The following is a 16,673-nucleotide window of genomic DNA, read 5'->3' as shown; positions in this document are numbered from 1 at the left end:
AGAGGACAGTGTAACATGAGCCGAATGACGCCTTTCTCCAGCCCGCTTCTCCTGGGTTTCGACGCCATGGAAAAGACGCTGGAGCGCCTGGCGAAGTCCGGCGACAGCTACCCTCCCTACAATATCGAGCGCCTCAGCGGTGCCGACGGCAAGGCCGAAAGGCTGCGCATTACACTCGCCGTCGCCGGTTTCGCCGAAAGCGATCTCGATGTGACAACGGAGGAAAACCAGCTGGTCGTGCGCGGCCGTCAAACCGACGACACCGAGCGCGAATTCCTTCATCGCGGCATTGCCGCGCGCCAGTTCCAGCGCTGTTTCGTGCTGGCCGACGGCATGCGGGTGATCGCGGCGGAACTGAAGAACGGCCTTTTGTCGATCGACCTCGATCGGCCGGAGTCCGAACGGCTGGTACGGAAAATAAATATATCGGTGAAAGACTGATCTTCACTGATGGCTCTCATGCGGGATGGCCTTGAGCGGCGTCCTCGCGCCAAGGAGGCTTGAAATGACCAGAACTGACGAAATCATCACCATGACCAGCGGCGAGTTCGCCCATCTCGGCGAAGGCTCGGTCGCCTATCTGCGCAAGGTCTCGAGCGACGAACTGCTCGGCCGCTTCCCCAACATCGGTGAAATCGCACCCGGCATGGAGCTGTGGGCCCTGTTTGGCGCCAACGGCCAGCCGATCCTGCTTTCCGATGCGCGTGACCGTGCTCTGGCCGGCGCCATGGAAAACGATTTGACCACCGTCGCCATTCATTAAGGCGGGACGGAAACGAAAGGGCCGCTCACGGCGGCCCTTGGGGTGATATCTTAAAGAAGATGACTTCAGGCCGCGTGCGAGGCCTGCGTGTCCGACAAAAGCGCATGGATCGCCGTGGCGTCACGCGTTCCCCTGATCTTGGCCACCGTGTCGGCATCGCGCAGCACGCGCGCGATGCGCGACAGCGCCTTGAGGTGATCGGCACCCGCCCCTTCAGGCGCCAGCAGCAGAAACACCAGATCGACCGGTTGGTCATCCAGCGATTCGAAATCGACGGGCGTTTCCAGCCGGGCGAAAACGCCGGCGATGCGCTTCACGCCGGCAAGCTTGCCGTGCGGGATGGCGATGCCGTTGCCGACGCCGGTCGAACCCAGGCGCTCACGCTGCAGGATGGTGTCGAACACCTCCCGTTCCGGAATGCCCGAAATCGCCGCCGCCCGCTCGGACAGCAATTGCAGAAGCTGCTTCTTGGAGTTCGCCTTCAACGCCGGCAAAATCGCCGGAACGCTGATAAGATCGCTCAGATCCATACTTGAAAATCCTTGTTCGCCTGCCGCGCCAGTCCCCACCCCTCGTGCGGCTGGCTTTTATCCCTGTGCGACTTTGGTCGTGGACGGATCGATCCAGCCGATGTTTCCGTCGGGCCGGCGATAGACGATGTTGAGATGGTCGGTTCCGGCATTGCGGAAAACAACCACCGGACTGTCCTTGGTATCGAGCTCGATGACGGCCGAGGCCACCGACATGGTCTTCAGCGTCATGGTTGATTCGGCGACGATGGCCGGTGCGAAATCCTCCGGGATTTCCTCATCGTCATCGGCAAGCGGTGCCATCACGGTATAGGCAATGTCGGTCAATTCGCCGTTGCCATTGCCCGAATTGTGCGATTTCAGACGGCGCTTGTATCGCCGAAGCCGGGTCTCCAGCCGATCGGCTGCGGCCTCGAAGGCCAGCGTCGGATCCTGGGCATCGCCGGTGGCTTGCAGCGAGGCGCCTGAATCCAGCCGGATCATGCAATCCGCCGAATAGCGCGAACCCGATTTGATGACGGTGACGTGTCCCGCGAAGCCGCGATCGAAATATTTGCCGATCGCTTCACCGACCCGATCGTTGATGCGTGTGCGGAACGCATCGCCGATATCCATGTGCTTTCCCGATATGCGCAGATTCATCTGAAAACTGACCTTCCTTGCTCAGGCTTCAAACTGGCCCGAGTTTATACTCGTGATCCGTGCGCACAAGCTTTGCGGCGTCACTCGCGCCGATTTAAATCCGAACTTTCCGGTTGATCACAAGCCGCCTTCTTGACCGTCCCGGGGTCATGTCGTGACGGACCATCCGCTAGCGGGCATCAGGCCCGTCTCATGCGGGCGGGCTTCTAGCCACTTCACCGTGGCTTGTCAATGAAACTCGAAAACTGTGGAAATCGTGAGCGCATGGAGCTGTCCATCATTTCACGGAAACGCCGCTCCATCTCTTTGCCTTGGCGCAATTGCCAAGGGAAGCGCTATGCGCTTTTCCCGGGAAACCGCTTTACAATTTTCCTGGACTTGCTCTAGCGGCCGGCGCTGGCGAGCGCCCGTTTCTCGCGCCGGCGCTGCACCGACGAGGGAATATTCATGCCTTCCCGGTATTTGGCGACCGTGCGCCGGGCGATATCGACGCCGCTTTCCCTGAGCATGTCGACGATAGCATCGTCCGACAGCACATCGACGGGCTTCTCCTCGTCGATCATTTGCTTGATGCGATCACGCACCGCTTCGGAGGAATGCGCTTCGCCACCGCCCGATGCCGCGATCGAGGCGGTGAAGAAATAGCGCAGCTCGAACACGCCGCGCGGGGTCAGCATGTATTTGTTCGCTGTGACCCGGCTGACCGTCGATTCGTGCATGCCGATGGCGTCGGCCACCGTGCGCAGGTTGAGCGGCTTCAGATGGCGTACGCCATGGACGAGGAAGGCGTCCTGCTGGCGCACGATTTCCGAGGCCACTTTGAGGATCGTCTTTGCCCGCTGGTCGAGGCTGCGCGTCAGCCAATTGGCGTTCTGCAGGCACTCGGCCAGGAAGTCCTTCTCCGCCTGGTTCTTCGCGTGCGGCGACACCTGGGCGAAATAAATATGGTCGACCAGCACGCGCGGCAGCGTTTCGGCATTGAGTTCGACGGTCCAGCTGCCGTCATTGGCCGCCCGCACCTCGACATCGGCGACGATGGCGTCGCTGGCGCCGCCCGAAAAAGCCATGCCGGGCCGCGGGTCGAGCGCCCGGATTTCGGCCAGCATGTCGAGCAAATCCTCCTCGTCGACGCCGCAGACCCGCTTCAGCGTCTGGAAATCGCGCCGTGCCAGCAGTTCGAGATTGGCGACCAGGGCCTTCATCGCCGGATCGAGCCGGTCACGCACGGCAAGCTGCAGGGAAAGGCATTCCGCGAGATCGCGGGCGAACAGGCCGGCCGGCTCGAAGGTCTGGCATACGGCCAGCACCTTGCCCACCGCCAGGCTGTCGATGCCGAGCCGCGCGGCGATCTCCGCCAGATCGGCCCTGACATAGCCGGTCTCGTCGAGCCCATCGGAAAGTTCTCCGGCGATCAGCCGCGCTACGGGATCGGTGAAGGCAAGTGCGATCTGCTCGCCGACATGGTCGCGCAGCGTGATCGCGCTCGCCGCCATGTCGCCGGCATCGAGCCCCTCGGACGAGGAGCCGCCGCCGCTGCCCGAAGCCGATTTCCATTGCGCCGTCAGGTCGGGCCCGAGCCGTTCGCTGGTGCCGGGATCATCGGGAAACAGGTTTTCCAGGGACGTATCGAGCTTTTCCGAGATCGCCTCGGCGCTCCATGCCGTTTCGTTCTCGAACCAGTCGCCGTCGGGGGCGGCTTGCGGCTCGGCCTCGAGCTTCTGCGCCTGATCGCTCGCGGCATCGTCCTGCGGCTCGGCGCGCTCCAGGAGCGGATTGCGCTCGATCTCCTCGTCGATGAAATGCTCAAGCTCGGCATGGGTGAACTGCAGCAGCCGAATCGACTGCATCAGCTGCGGCGTCATCACCAGCGACTGCGACTGTCGGAGCTGTAGTTTCGCCGCCAACGCCATGGCTCGGTTTCAAACGCCTCCTGAACGCGTCCGGACTTCCGGAATGAATTTCACGGCGGGCATAGAAACTGGCCCGGCTTTTGCTTGTCAAGGCAAAGCCTAGCGAAACCCGATTACCGGAGCGTTATCCCGCGGCAAAACCGCGAAAAAACAGGCCGCACCGCCCGAAAAATCGTGTCAGGAAACAAATTTCACGCTCAGAGCAATTCCAAGAGCCGGGGAAAAAACAGCTTCCTGGCCGGAACTTCGTAAAAACAGACGCAGCGAAGCGGCGTGTAGGACAAGGAATTGCTCAGAGGGTAAAACCCTCGCCGAGATAAAGCCGCCGCACGTCGGGATTTGCCACCACTTCGTCGGCGCGGCCATGGGTCAGCACCTGGCCGGCGTGGATGATATAGGCACGGTCGATCAGGCCGAGCGTCTCACGCACATTGTGGTCGGTGATGAGGACACCGATGCCGCGCGCCGTCAGGTGGCGCACCAATTGCTGGATGTCGGCGACCGCGATCGGATCGATGCCGGCGAAGGGTTCGTCGAGCAACATGTAGGCCGGACGCGTCGCCAGCGCGCGCGCGATTTCCAGGCGCCGCCTTTCGCCGCCCGAGAGCGACATGGACGGCGCCTTGCGCAGATGGCTGATGTGGAATTCCTCGAGCAGTTCGTCGAGGTTGCGCTCGCGGACCTTGCGGTCTTTTTCCACCACTTCGAGCACGGCGCGGATGTTCTGTTCGACATTGAGGCCGCGGAAGATCGAGGCCTCCTGGGGCAGATAGCCGATGCCGAGGCGCGCGCGGCGATACATCGGCATCGAGGTGACGTCGAAGCCGTCGATCTCGATCGTGCCTTCATCCACCGGCACCAGGCCGGTAACCATGTAGAAGCAGGTCGTCTTGCCGGCGCCGTTGGGGCCGAGCAGCCCGACGGCCTCGCCGGCGCGTACGCCCAGCGTGACGCCGCTGACGACCTTGCGGCCCTTGTAGCTCTTGGTCAGGCCCTTGGCGATCAAGGTTCCCTTGAACTTCGCCTTGTCGGCGGTGACCGTGGCCGGAGCCGAAAGCTTGCCTGCGGCCCGTCCCGGAAGACGCGCCGTCAGCGACGACAGGCTGGCCATCAGGGGTTCGTCGCTCCCGATTTCGACGCATCCGATTTCGGCGGCGGCGTGATCGACATCTGCACGCGCTGCCCAGCGCATGGATCGACCTGGGCCAGTCCGCTTTTCATCTGCACGGTAAGCTTGCAGCCGACCAGCACATTGTCGTTTTGCGACAGGACGACCTTTTTGCCCGAAAGCACCAGCACCTGGCTCTTCATGTCGAAACTGCCCTGATCGCCGGTAGCGACCTGCTGATCCGACTTGATGTACACCTTGTCGGAGATTTCGAGATGGTCGATGTTGGCCGAGCCGGTCATCGCAGCGCCCGCGGCTTCCGTGCCCTTGGCCGCGGCATTGGCATCCTTGATGTAATAGACCATCATCTTGCCGGCCTTCATCAGCGTCGGCCCCTGGACGACGGTGACATTGCCCGTGAAGATGGCGACATTCTCGGCTTGACGCACTTCCAGCTTGTCGCTTTCGATCTGGATCGGCTTGTCACCGGCCAGTTTGAGGCCTGACACCTGACTGGCGGCAGACGACTGCGCCAGCGACGGCGCCAGGCTGAGCAGGAGCAGCGCCGAAGTTGCGGCCGCAAGCCGTGTCGAACTATTGAGCCACATTCGCTTCTTCGCCCTTTGCCTCAGCGCCTTCAGACTGGCGGCATCAATGTTGACGCGCACCCTATTCTCGAACACCAGGATCTTGCCATTGTCCTGGACCGACAGGGAATTCGCTGTGATCTGCGACCCGCCACGGCTGACATCGACGGGATCATCCGTCTTCATAGTGCCTTTGCCCATGTCGAGGAAGACCGATTTGAACTTGGCCTGCATGCCGTCGGTCGTGGTGATGGTGACGTCGCTGTCCAGTTTCATCGTATTGCCGTCGCGATCATAGGTGCCACGCGAGGCTTTTACCGCCGCGACATTGTCGGGAGCGATCGGCACCTTGGCGTCGATGCCCTCGAGCTCGATGATGCCTTGCGTGCTCACATCCTGTATCGCCCGCAGCGCCGTCATCGAGTAGGGCTGCTTCTGCTTGGTGAAGCCATTGAGTTTGGGATTGGCCATCACCAGCTTGCCGTTGGAGAAGGCGGTGCCTTCCGCCTGCACCGCGACGGAAACGGGGGCGGCGAGATACGAATAGATCGGGAAGGCGACGGCGATCAGCGCCGCGGCCAAGGGCACGGCGAATTTGAGCACGCGCACGCGGCGCGAGTGACGCTGAGCGCGGTCGAAGGCCTCGTCCCGCGTCCAGCCATCCTCCGGGGGAGCCAACTCCGTCTCCGGGCTGGCCGGTTCATTCGGTCGCGCTAACATGACTGCTTTCTTCTAAAACCCGCCCCCGGGGAGCACCGCCTATAGGTGGGACGCCAGCGTCCTCACGCAAGCACAAGCCGACGAAAACCGCAAAAATGTGACAGCTGCCATTGCACAAACGAAACCCGGGTCAGCGCAATAGCCAGTGCTTCATAGCAGAAATAGTCGCCCTTGCGTCTTTTTTCATCACCGAAGTTCTTCCCACTTACCTTGCGTCCCCCGCACAGACCAGTCACAAAACAGACAGCATAAGGACCGTCGCGCGCGGATTGCCGCGCCATGTGCGGGATGGAACTGCTTCCCGATGGAGACATCATGGTCTAAAAGCGTCTCTTCCCGCTGACTGTGAGGCTGACGATGGCATTGAGAGCCGACGACCTGATCGACCGCCGCCGCTTGCGGCGCAAGCTGACTTTCTGGCGTGTCGCGGCCTTTGGCATCGTGGCGCTCGGGGTGATTGCGCTGTCGGCCTGGTTCTATGGCGACGATTTCGGCGGCTCCACCGTCGACCACATCGCCAAGGTCAGGATCGAAGGCACCATCACCGAGGACGACGAACTGATCAAGCGGCTGGAGACCATCCGCCAGTCGTCGAAAGTAAAAGGCGTGATCCTAGTGATCGATTCTCCCGGCGGCACCACCGTCGGCGGGGAATCGATCTACGAGGAGGTGCGCAAGCTCGCCGCCGACAAGCCGGTCGTGGCCGAGGTCGGCACGCTCGCCGCGTCGGCGGGCTACATGATCGCAAGCGCCGCCGACCATATTGTCGCCCGCAAGACCTCGATCGTCGGCTCCATCGGCGTGCTGATCCAGTATCCTGACGTCAGCGGCCTGATGGACAAGCTCGGCGTCAAGCTGGAGGAGGTGAAATCCTCGCCTCTGAAAGCCTCGCCCTCGCCCTTCAAGCCGACCAATGACGACGAACGCGCCATGGTCCGCAAGCTCATCCTCGACAGCTACGACTGGTTCGTCGGCATCGTCGCGGAACGCCGCAAGATGACGCACGAACAAGCACTGGCGCTCGCCGACGGTTCGATCTTCACCGGCCGCCAGGGTGTTGCCAACGGGTTGATCGACGCCGTCGGCGGCGAGTCCGTGGCCATCGACTGGCTGGCGACCAAGGGTGTCGATGCCAAGCTCAAGGTGGTCGAATGGAAGGACACGGAACGGCGCGGCGGCTTCCTGTTCTCGAAGGCGATGGCACGCACGATCGCCGGCGCGCTCGGCTTGCCGGATTCCGGCGGCGACGTCATCCATGAACTTGGCGCCAACCGCTTGTTTCTTGACGGTCTCGTTTCCGTCTGGCACCCTTGAGACGCGTTGGGACAGCTGAAAAAGCAAATAAAATCATCCTGATAATTTTGGCCGAACTGCTTTCACGGGGACCCGTCTGATGATCAAGTCCGAGCTTGTGCAGATTATTGCCACGCGCAATCCGCATCTTTTCCTGCGCGACGTCGAAAACATCGTCGGCGCGATCTTCGATGAAATCACCGACGCGCTTGCCGAGGGCAACCGGGTCGAATTGCGCGGCTTCGGCGCTTTTTCGGTGAAGAATCGACCCGCCCGCACCGGCCGCAACCCGCGCACCGGCGAGTCCGTCGAGGTCGAGGAGAAATGGGTGCCGTTCTTCAAGACCGGCAAGGAACTGCGTGAAAGGCTGAACGGCGGCAAGTAGCCGGACTGCCTTGTCCGGCCGCTTGCAACGGAAAACATTATGCTCAATCGCTTCATGCTCATCGTGGTCTTCGTGCCCCTGGCGATCATCCTGATCGCCTTGGCCGTTGCAAACCGCGAACTCGTCGCCTTCACGCTGGATCCATTCAATCCCGGCAATCCCAAGCTGACGCTGACCTTGCCGCTGTTCATCTTCCTGTTCCTGGCGCTCGCCATCGGCATGATCGTCGGCAGCCTGGCGACCTGGGTAAAGCAAGGCCGCTACCGCAAGCTGGCGCGCCAGCGCGGCGCCGAGGCGGAAAACCTGCGCCAGGCGGTCAGCCGCGCGCCCTCAGTGCCCCAGGGGCCAGTCCAAGGGTCGGTCCAAGGGTCGGCCCAAGGACCGGCCCAAGGACCGGCATTGCCGAAGCCGACCACTTGAACCGCAGGCCGGCGCATTTCTTTTCACGGAGCTTTTCATGCTGACCATTTCGGCCGCGGAGGTCGATCGTGCGCTGACCTTTCCTGGACTGGTCGAGACGCTGCGCACTGCTTTTCGCGAGGGCGCGGTGCAGCCGGTCAGGCATCATCACGCGGTGGAAAGGCCTGATGGCGCGGCGTCGACCCTGCTTCTGATGCCGGCCTGGACCGATTTTCACGCCGCCGGCGGTTCGGCCGGCGGCCATATCGGCGTCAAGATCGTCACCGTCTCGCCCGACAACAACGCCATCGGCAAGCCAGCCGTGATGGGGCTCTATCTCCTGCTCGATGGCGGCACCGGCGAACCGGAAGCCCTGATCGACGGCCAGCGGCTGACGCAGTGGCGAACGGCCTGCGCCTCGGCGCTCGCGGCGTCCTATCTCGCCCGCGACGACGCCTCGCGGCTGCTGGTGGTCGGCGCCGGCGCGCTCTCACCCTTCCTCGCCAAGGCGCACAGCGCCGTGCGGCCAATCAAGACAATCCGCATCTGGAACCGTACCCCGGCCAACGCCGAGAAAGTCGCGGCCGATCTGTGCGCCGAGGGCTTCGCGGCCAGCGCCGCGACCGATCTCGATGCCGAGCTTGGCCAGGCCGACATCGTCTCCTCGGCGACAATCACCACCAAGCCGCTGGTCAAGGGTACGCTGCTGCGGCCGGGAACCCATGTCGATCTGGTTGGCGGCTTCACCCCGACGATGCGCGAAAGCGATGACGACGCGATCATGCGCGCCCGCGTCTATGTCGACACCCGCGCCGGCGCCACCAAGGAGGCCGGCGACATCGTCCAGCCACTGGCCTCCGGCGTGCTGAAGCCGGAAGCCATCGTCGCCGACCTGCACGAACTGGCGCGCGGCCAGAAGCAAGGCCGCGGCAGCCCCGACGAGATTACGCTTTTCAAATCGGTTGGCGCAGCACTCGAGGATCTTGCCGCCGGCATTGCCGTCTACAAGGCACTCAGGGGCTAGTCGAAGCCAGTTTGGCGCCCATTGCCCGTGCGATCAGGGCGAAATCGGCCGCGCTGATCGGAAACAGGCCAAAGCGCAGCTGGTAACCCCAGTTCGATTTGCCTGCGGTGAATTCCAGCCTCTCAAGCAATGGCTTGATCGGCGTTTCCCCGGCCTGCGCCCAGCCGACATCACGGCGGAACGGCGTGAAGCCGCCGCCCATCTCGCCTTGATAAGGTTCTCCTTCCCGCACCGTGCCGATCGCCGTGAACGCCTGCAGACCGTCTTTCTCCCCCGAAACGGTGGTTGGCGAGTAATAGACGATGCCGTCGCCGGGCCTGACGCGGCGCAGAGGTGCAGCCTTGCCGTGGTTAACCTGCATGAAGCCGCCCTGCCGGCCGCGCCGGACATGCTGCGCCGACGCCACCGCGATCCAATACGCGCTCATTTCTGTTCCCCATTGGCCTGTTCTCCATCGGCCAATGCTTGCCCTCTGACCGGCCGGTGGAGCCGGCGCAGCAACTGGATGAGGTCGAGCAGGCATTCGGAGCGGGACATGGATGATTATCCGGGAGTGGTAGACGATAGGGTCAAGGCTGCGGCAACGGCAAGTGGCGCGCCTGTTCGGAACGGCTTCGGTTCGGAACCGTTGTTGCGTCATGCGAATATACGGCCTCCTGCTATTCTGGTCTGTCTTGACCGCCACGATCGCTGCGCTCAGCCTCGGACCGTCCTTCGCTCATGTCCTGGAATCGGTGCCCCGGCTCATCCGATGGTCCCCGGCGCTTTGGCGCGAGGCCACCGTTTTCAACGGCCAGTTCCTGCTCTTCGCAATCATTGGCGCGCCGCTGGATGTCGCCGCGGTCGCCTGCCCGGGACTGCTGGCATGGCTGTTGCGCGAGGATCGGCCGGCGTTCTGGTTCGCACTCGCCGCCACCTTGCTCTATGCGCTATCCCTGGTGCTTTGGTTCGTTCTCGTCAAACCGGCCAACAATGTTCTCGCCACCTGGATGCCAGGCCCGATTCCGGACGATTTCGAAGCCATGCGGCTGCGCTGGGAGACCGGCCACATGGCTGTCACGGCCGCCAAGGCTGCCGGCTTCGTTTCGTTGGTTGTCGCCCTGCTTTCGATCGGGCGCGGCTGAGCCATCGGCAATCGCAATGTCGCGCGGGTTTGTTGCGCCGGAGGGCATAGCTGTGGCAGAAGCGGGCCGAACCGCCGGAGAAGCTGCCTCTTGAAGTCTTTTCGCGACAAACGCCGCGACGGCCGCCCACACCCAGCGAAGAGCGGGGCCGGACAGCCGCGCCCGCCCGAGAATCGTTCCGCGGTCAAGCCAGATGCCAGGCCGCGCGAACAGCACAATGTGAAAGCGGACAGCCAGCCCGCGCCGAAATCCGCGCCGCGCAACCTCGCCCGTCGCGAAGGCGCCCTGCCCGCAGAACATTTGCCGTTGGTTCTCGAAGTGGCGCCGAATGCCGATTATGCGTTGCTCGACAGCGGCGCGGGACAAAAACTCGAACAATACGGTCCCTACCGCATCGTCCGGCCCGAGGGCCAGGCGATCTGGCAGAAGGCCCTGCCGGCAAGGGACTGGGAGCGCGCCGACGCCATCTTCACCGGCGACACCGACGAGGAAGGCATCGGCCGCTGGCGCTTCCCCAAGACGCCGCTCGGCGAAACCTGGCCGATGAAGCATGACGGCATCGACTATCTCGGCCGTTTCACCTCGTTTCGCCATGTCGGCGTCTTTCCCGAGCAGGCTTCGCACTGGGATCATATGGCAGGGCTGATCGCTGCGGCCAGGCGCCCCGTCAAGGTGCTCAACCTGTTCGGTTATACCGGCCTTGCCTCGCTGGTGGCGGCGCGCGCGGGCGCCGAGGTCACCCATGTCGACGCCTCGAAGAAGGCGATCGGCTGGGCGCGCGAAAACCAGGAGATGGCCGGCCTTGGCGGCAAGCCGATCCGCTGGATCGTCGATGACGCGGTGAAGTTCGCCGAGCGCGAGGAGCGTCGCGGCAGCCGCTACGACATCATCCTGTTCGATCCGCCGGCCTATGGCCGCGGCCCCAAGGGCGAGGTCTGGCAATTGTTCGAGGACCTGCCTGATTTGACGGACCTCTGTCGCTCGATCCTGACCCCAAAACCGCTCGCCGTGGTGCTGACCGCCTATTCGATCCGTGCCTCCTTCTTCGCGATCCACGCCCTGATGCGCGACACCTTCGCCGGCATGGGCGGCAAGGTTGAATCGGGCGAGTTGATCATCCGTGAAAAGTCCGCCGGCCGGGCGCTTTCGACTTCACTGTTTTCGCGCTGGGTGGCCTGACATGAACGAACGGCACGCCGGCGCACCCGGCCAGGTGAAGGAAGTCACCAGTCTTGCCAATCCGCTGGTCAAGGACATCAAGGCACTCGCCTTGAAGAAATTCCGCGACCAGCAGAACGCCTTCATGGCCGAAGGGCTGAAGCTGATCATCGATGCGCTCGATCTGGGCTGGCAGATCAGGACGCTTGTTTTCGCCAAGGCCGGACGCGGCAACGCGGCCGTGGAAAAGGTCGCGGCGCGCACGGTTGCCGCCGGCGGCACCGTGCTCGAAGTATCGGAAAAAGTGCTTGTCGCCATCACCCGCCGTGACAATCCGCAAATGGTGGTCGGCGTCTTCTCGCAGAAATTCCTGGCCCTGAAGGACATCAGTGCCGACAATGGCGATGTCTGGGTCGCGCTCGACCGGGTGCGCGATCCCGGCAATCTCGGCACCGTCATCCGCACCGTCGATGCCGTCGGCGCCAAGGGCGTCATTCTGGTCGGCGACACAACCGATCCGTTTTCGGTGGAAACGGTGCGCGCCACCATGGGTTCCATTTTCGCCGTGCCAGTGGCGAAGGCAACGACCGAGGCATTCCTTGCCTGGCGCGGCGGCTTTTCAGGTCTCGTCGCGGGCACCCATCTGAAAGGCGCGGTCGACTACCGCTCGGTCGATTTTTCCCGCGGGCCGGTGTTGCTGATGATGGGCAACGAGCAGCAGGGCCTGCCCGAAAGCCTGGCGGCGAGCTGCGACAGGCTGCTCAGGATTCCGCAGGCAGGCCGTGCCGATTCGCTCAATCTCGCGGTCGCCACCGGCATCATGCTGTTCGAGATCAGGCGCGGCGCGCTGAAACTCGAACCAATCCCGGACCAGCAATGAAGGTTGTCCAATCGTGAAATCATGGTCTGCCTACGCGCTGCTCGTCATCGTGGCCATCGCGCTCGACCAATGGATAAAGACACTGGTCGAGGCCGGCCTGCCCTTCCAGGAAAAGCTCGACCTGCTGCCCTTCCTGGCGTTGTTTCGCACCTACAACACCGGCATCGCCTTCTCGATGTTCTCCTCCTTCGGCGACACCGGCCTCGTGGTCATCGCCGTGCTGGTCGTCGCTTTCGTGCTTTACCTCGCCACGCGCACGCCATCGGGCCATGTCATCGCCCGTACCGGCTTTGCCCTGATCATCGGCGGCGCGCTGGGCAATCTGATCGACCGTGCCGTCTACGGCCACGTCATCGATTACATCCTGTTCCACACGCCGGTCTGGTCCTTCGCCGTCTTCAACCTTGCGGACGCCTTCATTTCCGTGGGTGCGGCACTGGTCGTGTTCGACGAACTCATCGGCTGGCGGCGTGAACCCAAACCTTCGAACGCCAAGCCTTCCAAAGATTGACCCCGCGCGGCCATCGCCGCACAGTCAGACGCCAAGCAAGTTCGCGGAGAGAAAGATGACCGAAACGTTCAAAGCCATCCTCGTTTCGCGCGACGCCGAGAAAAAACAGTCGGTCGCCGTGACTGATCTCACCGACGCCGATCTGATGGAGGGCGACGTCACCATCGCGGTCGAGGCGACGACGGTGAACTACAAGGATGGACTGGCCATATCGGGCAAGGCGCCGGTGATCCGCCGATGGCCGCTGGTGCCGGGCATCGACCTTGCCGGCACTGTCATCTCCTCTTCCAATCCCGACTGGCGCAAGGGTGACAAGGTCATCCTGAACGGCTGGGGCGTTGGCGAAACCCATTTCGGCGCCTATGCCGGGCGCGCCCGCGTGAAGGGTGACTGGCTGGTGCCGTTGCCGGAGGGCATGAGCGCGCATGATGCCATGGCTGTCGGCACCGCCGGCTACACGGCCATGCTCTGCGTCATGGCATTGGAACGGCACGGCATCCTGCCTGATCGCGGCCCTGTCGTGGTGACGGGCGCTGCCGGCGGCGTCGGTTCGGTCGCGGTCTCCATCCTGTCCAGCCTCGGCTACCATGTCGTCGCCTCGACCGGCCGCAATGCCGAAAGCCCTTATCTGATCAATCTTGGCGCGGCCGAAGTGATATCGCGCGACGAGCTCAACCAGCCCGCCAAGCCGCTGGCCAAGGAGCGCTGGGCCGGTGGTATCGATTCGGTCGGCAGCCACACATTGGCCAACGTGCTGTCAATGACCTCCTATGGCGGGGCGGTCGCGGCCTGCGGCCTCGCCGGTGGCATGGATCTGCCATCGAGCGTGGCGCCCTTCATCCTGCGCGGCGTCTCCCTGCTCGGCATCGATTCAGTGATGGCGCCGAAGGCCGTGCGCCTCGAAGCCTGGCGGCGCATCGGCTCCGATCTCGATGTGGACAAGCTCGCCAGCCTGTCCACGACCATCGGCTTCGACGGCATCATCGGTGCGGCACACGACATCGTCGATGGCAAGATCCGCGGTCGCGTCGTCGTCGACATGTGACCGGACTGAGGGATCGCAGGCCGGACGGAATTGCCACATCGGGCGGCAAATCGGTCTTCGCCGGGGCAAAAACCCCGATCCGCTAAAATTCGAACGATCCCCCGCAATTTTCCATAATGTCTGTGTGGCAAGGATTTCGCATGATCGCGGAATCCGACAGCCAACGGGCCGACCCTGGCGACGACATCGTTGCGGCGCAAGCGCCGGCAATGGCGCGGCGGTTTATCGCCGCGCCGCCGCTGGTGCCCGATCAGCAACCGGCCAAGCGCGAAGGCCTGCCGATCCTGACCTTCGTTGTCATGGTGCTGGCCGGCCTCTCCTACCTGACCGGAGCGCCGGTCTTCATCAGCCTTGCGTTGCTGGCAACAGGCCTTGCCGGCCTGGCCATGCACCTGCACGCCAGGCGCAGCGTACGCCGCAGTACGGTCCTGCTCGACGAAACCACCGCCCGCAACCGCGCCGAGATCGAGACGCTGGCCGACCGCATGTGGGAGATGCAGGAAAGCGAGGAGCGCTTTCGCGGTCTCATCGACGCGCTCGGCGATCTCGTCATCCATCGCGACCGCGACGGTTACATCGTCTATGCCAACAAGGTGTTCGCCGACCTTGTCGAAACCGATCAGCGCGACCTTGCCGGCAAGACGCTGGCCGAACTCGGCATCGAGGTCGGCATCGTTCCCGATGCCGCTTTCTCCGACCATGAATGCCTGAGTTCCACCGACGTCGCCATCCGCACGCCATCCGGGCCGCGCTGGTTCTCCTGGATCGAGCTGTCCGTGCGCGACAAGGACAGCGATGCCGTCTCGCATCGCGCCATCGCGCGCGACATCACCGCCCGCAAGCGCGCCGAATCGTCCATGATCACGGCGCGCGAGCGGGCCGAGTTCGCAAGCCAGGCCAAGTCGCGTTTCCTCGCCACTGTCAGCCATGAGATCCGCACGCCGATGAACGGCATCATGGGCATGGCCAAGCTGCTCGCCGACACCAGCCTGTCGCCGGAACAGCAGACCTATGTCGGCGCCATCTCGACCTCGGCCAGCGCCTTGCTTGCCCTGATCGAGGATCTGCTCGACTATTCCAAGATCGAGGCCGGACGCTTCGATCCCGAACCGCAGCCCATGTCCGTGCGCGAGATCGCCGACAACATCATCGAATTGATGGCCGCGCGCGCCTTCGCCAAGAATATCGGCCTCGGCTGCCATGTCGAACCGGATGTGCCGCAATTGATCACCGCCGATCCGGGCCGGGTCAGGCAGGTGCTGCTCAACCTCATCGGCAACGCCATCAAGTTCACCGACAGCGGCGGCGTGCTGGTCAGCGTCGCGCGCGCCCGCACCGAGACCAGCGACCGCATCTGCTTCACCATCGCCGATACCGGCCCCGGCCTGCGCGACGAGGACATGGAGCGCATCTTCGAGGAATTCGAGCAGGCCGACGGCACCTCGACGCGCACGCATGGCGGTGCCGGACTGGGGCTTGCCATCTCCAAGCGTCTGGTCACCGCCATGGGCGGCACGATTTCGGTATCCAGCCGGCTCGGCCAGGGATCGGAATTCGTCTTCGAGATTCCGGCCATATCGGCTACCGAGCCGCCGCAGGGCCGGCTGAACGCGCTTGCCGGCCGACGCGCCGTGATCCTGTCCAAGAACACCGTCGAGGCCGACGCCATCGCCCGCACCATCCGCGCCAATGGCGGCGCGGCCGGCATCGCCACCACCGTGGCCCAGGCCGCATCCTTTGCCGACGGCTGTGACGTGCTTCTGGTCGACGCGGCCCTGGAAGAGAGTGACGGGAAGCTGCTCAAGCGGCTTCGCCAGCATGGGTTCACCGATTGCGAAGCCGTCACGCTGATCGCACCCACCGACCGCGGCATGCTTGGCGAGTTTCGTGCCAGCGGCTACGCGACATTCCTTGCCCGGCCGGTGCGCGGAGGAACACTTTTGCGTGTCCTTTTGAGCAGCCAGACGCCGGTCCTCGCCCCGCCGCGGCCGGAAAATCGCCGCGCACCGGCGCTTCGTGCCTCAGGCGAACGCCAACAGGGCCTGTCCGTGCTGATCGCCGAGGACAACGACATCAATGCCATGCTGGCCCGCGCAACGCTGTTGAAGGCCGGGCATCGCGTCAAGGTGGTCGGCAACGGCAAGGCTGCCGTCGAGGCGGTCACCGGCGCCGGGCACAAGCACCGCTTCGACGTGGTGCTGATGGATCTGCATATGCCGGTCATGGACGGATTGGACGCCATTGCCGCGATCCGCCGCCACGAGGAGGAAGCCTCCGTACCGCCGGTGCCGATCATGGTGCTGTCGGCCGACAGCCAGGAAAAGACCCGCCATGCGGTGCTCGCCCACGGCGCCAGCGGCTTCGTCACCAAGCCGCTCGACCCCGACGCGCTGGTCAGCGCCGTCGAGGGCCAGGTAGCCGCTTGAGCCGCCTTTTCACGGTGCATGGCAGACGAAGCCCGCCAAAAAAAGCAGCCCGGTTTCGGGCGCCCGCGAAGCCAACGCGCGTAGGCTCTTGTGCCGCAACATAGCCGGTTGACCGTTTTCGCCAGCCGACGAAGTATTGCCCGCGACGCTGTATCACGGTACTGTCAC

The 16,673-nt window shown here is 63.6% G+C and carries 18 protein-coding genes and 1 pseudogene; 12 read left to right on the top strand and 7 right to left on the bottom strand.

The features are described from left to right. Window positions 1-15 precede the first annotated feature (15 nt). Both EN808_RS01550 and EN808_RS01545 read left to right on the top strand, forming a co-directional pair. Window positions 16-441, top strand: coding sequence for an Hsp20 family protein (locus EN808_RS01550; RefSeq protein ID WP_013893014.1), 426 nt, complete (start codon window positions 16-18; stop codon window positions 439-441). Between the two features lie 64 nt (window positions 442-505). Next, window positions 506-763, top strand: a complete 258-nt coding sequence (locus tag EN808_RS01545) for a DUF1150 family protein (RefSeq protein WP_127869990.1) — start codon at window positions 506-508, stop codon at window positions 761-763. A gap of 65 nt (window positions 764-828) precedes the next feature. On the opposite strand, the gene ptsN is transcribed toward EN808_RS01545, so the two are convergent. The 6 genes and pseudogenes from ptsN to lptC form a co-directional block, all read right to left on the bottom strand. Beyond that, a complete protein-coding gene (gene ptsN / locus EN808_RS01540; protein WP_010911486.1) occupies window positions 829-1,293 on the bottom strand; it encodes a PTS IIA-like nitrogen regulatory protein PtsN in 465 nt (154 codons plus the stop codon). A 57-nt stretch (window positions 1,294-1,350) separates the two neighbouring features. Next, a complete protein-coding gene (gene raiA, locus EN808_RS01535) occupies window positions 1,351-1,935 on the bottom strand; it encodes a ribosome-associated translation inhibitor RaiA (RefSeq protein ID WP_127279801.1) in 585 nt (194 codons plus the stop codon). 383 nt (window positions 1,936-2,318) lie between these two features. Continuing rightward, window positions 2,319-3,845, bottom strand: a complete 1,527-nt coding sequence (gene rpoN, locus EN808_RS01530) for an RNA polymerase factor sigma-54 (protein WP_127279800.1) — start codon at window positions 3,843-3,845, stop codon at window positions 2,319-2,321. A gap of 292 nt (window positions 3,846-4,137) precedes the next feature. Continuing rightward, complete coding sequence (gene lptB, locus EN808_RS01525) at window positions 4,138-4,956, bottom strand: LPS export ABC transporter ATP-binding protein (protein WP_127279799.1); 819 nt, start codon at window positions 4,954-4,956, stop codon at window positions 4,138-4,140. After that, complete coding sequence (locus EN808_RS01520; RefSeq protein WP_127279798.1) at window positions 4,956-5,561, bottom strand: LptA/OstA family protein; 606 nt, start codon at window positions 5,559-5,561, stop codon at window positions 4,956-4,958. The genes lptB and EN808_RS01520 overlap by 1 nt, the downstream gene beginning before the upstream one ends. 105 nt (window positions 5,562-5,666) lie before the next feature. Further along, window positions 5,667-6,260 (bottom strand): annotated as a pseudogene (gene lptC / locus EN808_RS01515) (LPS export ABC transporter periplasmic protein LptC); the annotation flags it as partial. A gap of 357 nt (window positions 6,261-6,617) precedes the next feature. Here lptC and sppA point away from each other — a divergent pair. The 4 genes from sppA to EN808_RS01495 all read left to right on the top strand — a co-directional run bounded on the left by sppA (window position 6,618) and on the right by EN808_RS01495 (window position 9,361). Continuing rightward, window positions 6,618-7,574 (top strand): signal peptide peptidase SppA, encoded by a 957-nt coding sequence (gene sppA / locus EN808_RS01510; protein WP_127869992.1) that lies wholly within the window; start codon window positions 6,618-6,620, stop codon window positions 7,572-7,574. 79 nt (window positions 7,575-7,653) lie between these two features. Continuing rightward, window positions 7,654-7,938, top strand: a complete 285-nt coding sequence (locus EN808_RS01505; protein WP_006200394.1) for an integration host factor subunit beta — start codon at window positions 7,654-7,656, stop codon at window positions 7,936-7,938. 39 nt (window positions 7,939-7,977) lie between these two features. Continuing rightward, on the top strand, window positions 7,978-8,358 hold the full coding sequence (locus EN808_RS01500) for a LapA family protein (RefSeq protein WP_127279749.1): 381 nt from the start codon (window positions 7,978-7,980) through the stop codon (window positions 8,356-8,358). Window positions 8,359-8,395: 37 nt separating this feature from the next. Continuing rightward, a complete protein-coding gene (locus tag EN808_RS01495; protein ID WP_127279748.1) occupies window positions 8,396-9,361 on the top strand; it encodes an ornithine cyclodeaminase family protein in 966 nt (321 codons plus the stop codon). On the opposite strand, the gene EN808_RS01490 is transcribed toward EN808_RS01495, so the two are convergent. Continuing rightward, entirely contained in the window at window positions 9,351-9,788 is a 438-nt protein-coding gene (locus EN808_RS01490; protein WP_127279747.1) for an EVE domain-containing protein, read from the bottom strand. The two genes, EN808_RS01495 and EN808_RS01490, sit on opposite strands and share 11 nt — an antisense overlap. Window positions 9,789-9,999: 211 nt before the next feature. On the opposite strand from EN808_RS01490, the gene EN808_RS01480 reads away from it, so the two are divergent. The 6 genes from EN808_RS01480 to EN808_RS01455 all read left to right on the top strand — a co-directional run bounded on the left by EN808_RS01480 (window position 10,000) and on the right by EN808_RS01455 (window position 16,505). Further along, window positions 10,000-10,485 (top strand): DUF1772 domain-containing protein, encoded by a 486-nt coding sequence (locus EN808_RS01480; protein ID WP_127279746.1) that lies wholly within the window; start codon window positions 10,000-10,002, stop codon window positions 10,483-10,485. Window positions 10,486-10,575: 90 nt separating this feature from the next. Then, the gene (locus tag EN808_RS01475; protein ID WP_135914990.1) at window positions 10,576-11,664 is read left to right on the top strand and encodes a class I SAM-dependent rRNA methyltransferase; all 1,089 of its coding nucleotides are present in this window, start codon (window positions 10,576-10,578) and stop codon (window positions 11,662-11,664) included. A 1-nt stretch (window position 11,665) separates the two neighbouring features. Next, window positions 11,666-12,523 (top strand): RNA methyltransferase, encoded by an 858-nt coding sequence (locus EN808_RS01470; RefSeq protein ID WP_135914989.1) that lies wholly within the window; start codon window positions 11,666-11,668, stop codon window positions 12,521-12,523. A 13-nt stretch (window positions 12,524-12,536) separates the two neighbouring features. Beyond that, window positions 12,537-13,034: a signal peptidase II gene (gene lspA / locus EN808_RS01465; RefSeq protein ID WP_135865748.1), complete on the top strand. Its 498-nt coding sequence runs from the start codon at window positions 12,537-12,539 to the stop codon at window positions 13,032-13,034. A gap of 55 nt (window positions 13,035-13,089) precedes the next feature. Beyond that, a complete protein-coding gene (locus EN808_RS01460) occupies window positions 13,090-14,079 on the top strand; it encodes an MDR family oxidoreductase (protein ID WP_135914988.1) in 990 nt (329 codons plus the stop codon). 140 nt (window positions 14,080-14,219) lie between these two features. Beyond that, window positions 14,220-16,505 carry a PAS domain-containing hybrid sensor histidine kinase/response regulator gene (locus tag EN808_RS01455; RefSeq protein ID WP_135914987.1) on the top strand — a complete coding sequence of 762 codons (2,286 nt, stop codon included), beginning with the start codon at window positions 14,220-14,222 and terminating at the stop codon, window positions 16,503-16,505. Window positions 16,506-16,673: the final 168 nt, after the last annotated feature.

The organism is Mesorhizobium sp. M8A.F.Ca.ET.165.01.1.1 (assembly GCF_004792065.1).
Lineage (GTDB): Bacteria > Pseudomonadota > Alphaproteobacteria > Rhizobiales > Rhizobiaceae > Mesorhizobium.
The sequence above is the reverse complement of the archived record's forward strand: the minus strand, read 5'-3'. Positions and strand labels throughout refer to the sequence as shown.

Coding starts and splice junctions, on each gene's coding strand:
- EN808_RS01550 (WP_013893014.1), top strand. CDS start 16: ATGAGCCGAATGACGCCTTTCTCCAGCCCGCTTCTCCTGGGTTTCGAC.
- EN808_RS01505 (WP_006200394.1), top strand. CDS start 7,654: ATGATCAAGTCCGAGCTTGTGCAGATTATTGCCACGCGCAATCCGCAT.
- EN808_RS01490 (WP_127279747.1), bottom strand. CDS start 9,788: ATGAGCGCGTATTGGATCGCGGTGGCGTCGGCGCAGCATGTCCGGCGC.
- raiA (WP_127279801.1), bottom strand. CDS start 1,935: ATGAATCTGCGCATATCGGGAAAGCACATGGATATCGGCGATGCGTTC.
- ptsN (WP_010911486.1), bottom strand. CDS start 1,293: ATGGATCTGAGCGATCTTATCAGCGTTCCGGCGATTTTGCCGGCGTTG.
- EN808_RS01545 (WP_127869990.1), top strand. CDS start 506: ATGACCAGAACTGACGAAATCATCACCATGACCAGCGGCGAGTTCGCC.
- EN808_RS01460 (WP_135914988.1), top strand. CDS start 13,090: ATGACCGAAACGTTCAAAGCCATCCTCGTTTCGCGCGACGCCGAGAAA.
- EN808_RS01480 (WP_127279746.1), top strand. CDS start 10,000: ATGCGAATATACGGCCTCCTGCTATTCTGGTCTGTCTTGACCGCCACG.
- EN808_RS01520 (WP_127279798.1), bottom strand. CDS start 5,561: ATGTGGCTCAATAGTTCGACACGGCTTGCGGCCGCAACTTCGGCGCTG.
- EN808_RS01470 (WP_135914989.1), top strand. CDS start 11,666: ATGAACGAACGGCACGCCGGCGCACCCGGCCAGGTGAAGGAAGTCACC.
- EN808_RS01495 (WP_127279748.1), top strand. CDS start 8,396: ATGCTGACCATTTCGGCCGCGGAGGTCGATCGTGCGCTGACCTTTCCT.
- sppA (WP_127869992.1), top strand. CDS start 6,618: ATGGCATTGAGAGCCGACGACCTGATCGACCGCCGCCGCTTGCGGCGC.
- rpoN (WP_127279800.1), bottom strand. CDS start 3,845: ATGGCGTTGGCGGCGAAACTACAGCTCCGACAGTCGCAGTCGCTGGTG.
- EN808_RS01455 (WP_135914987.1), top strand. CDS start 14,220: ATGATCGCGGAATCCGACAGCCAACGGGCCGACCCTGGCGACGACATC.
- lptB (WP_127279799.1), bottom strand. CDS start 4,956: ATGGCCAGCCTGTCGTCGCTGACGGCGCGTCTTCCGGGACGGGCCGCA.
- EN808_RS01500 (WP_127279749.1), top strand. CDS start 7,978: ATGCTCAATCGCTTCATGCTCATCGTGGTCTTCGTGCCCCTGGCGATC.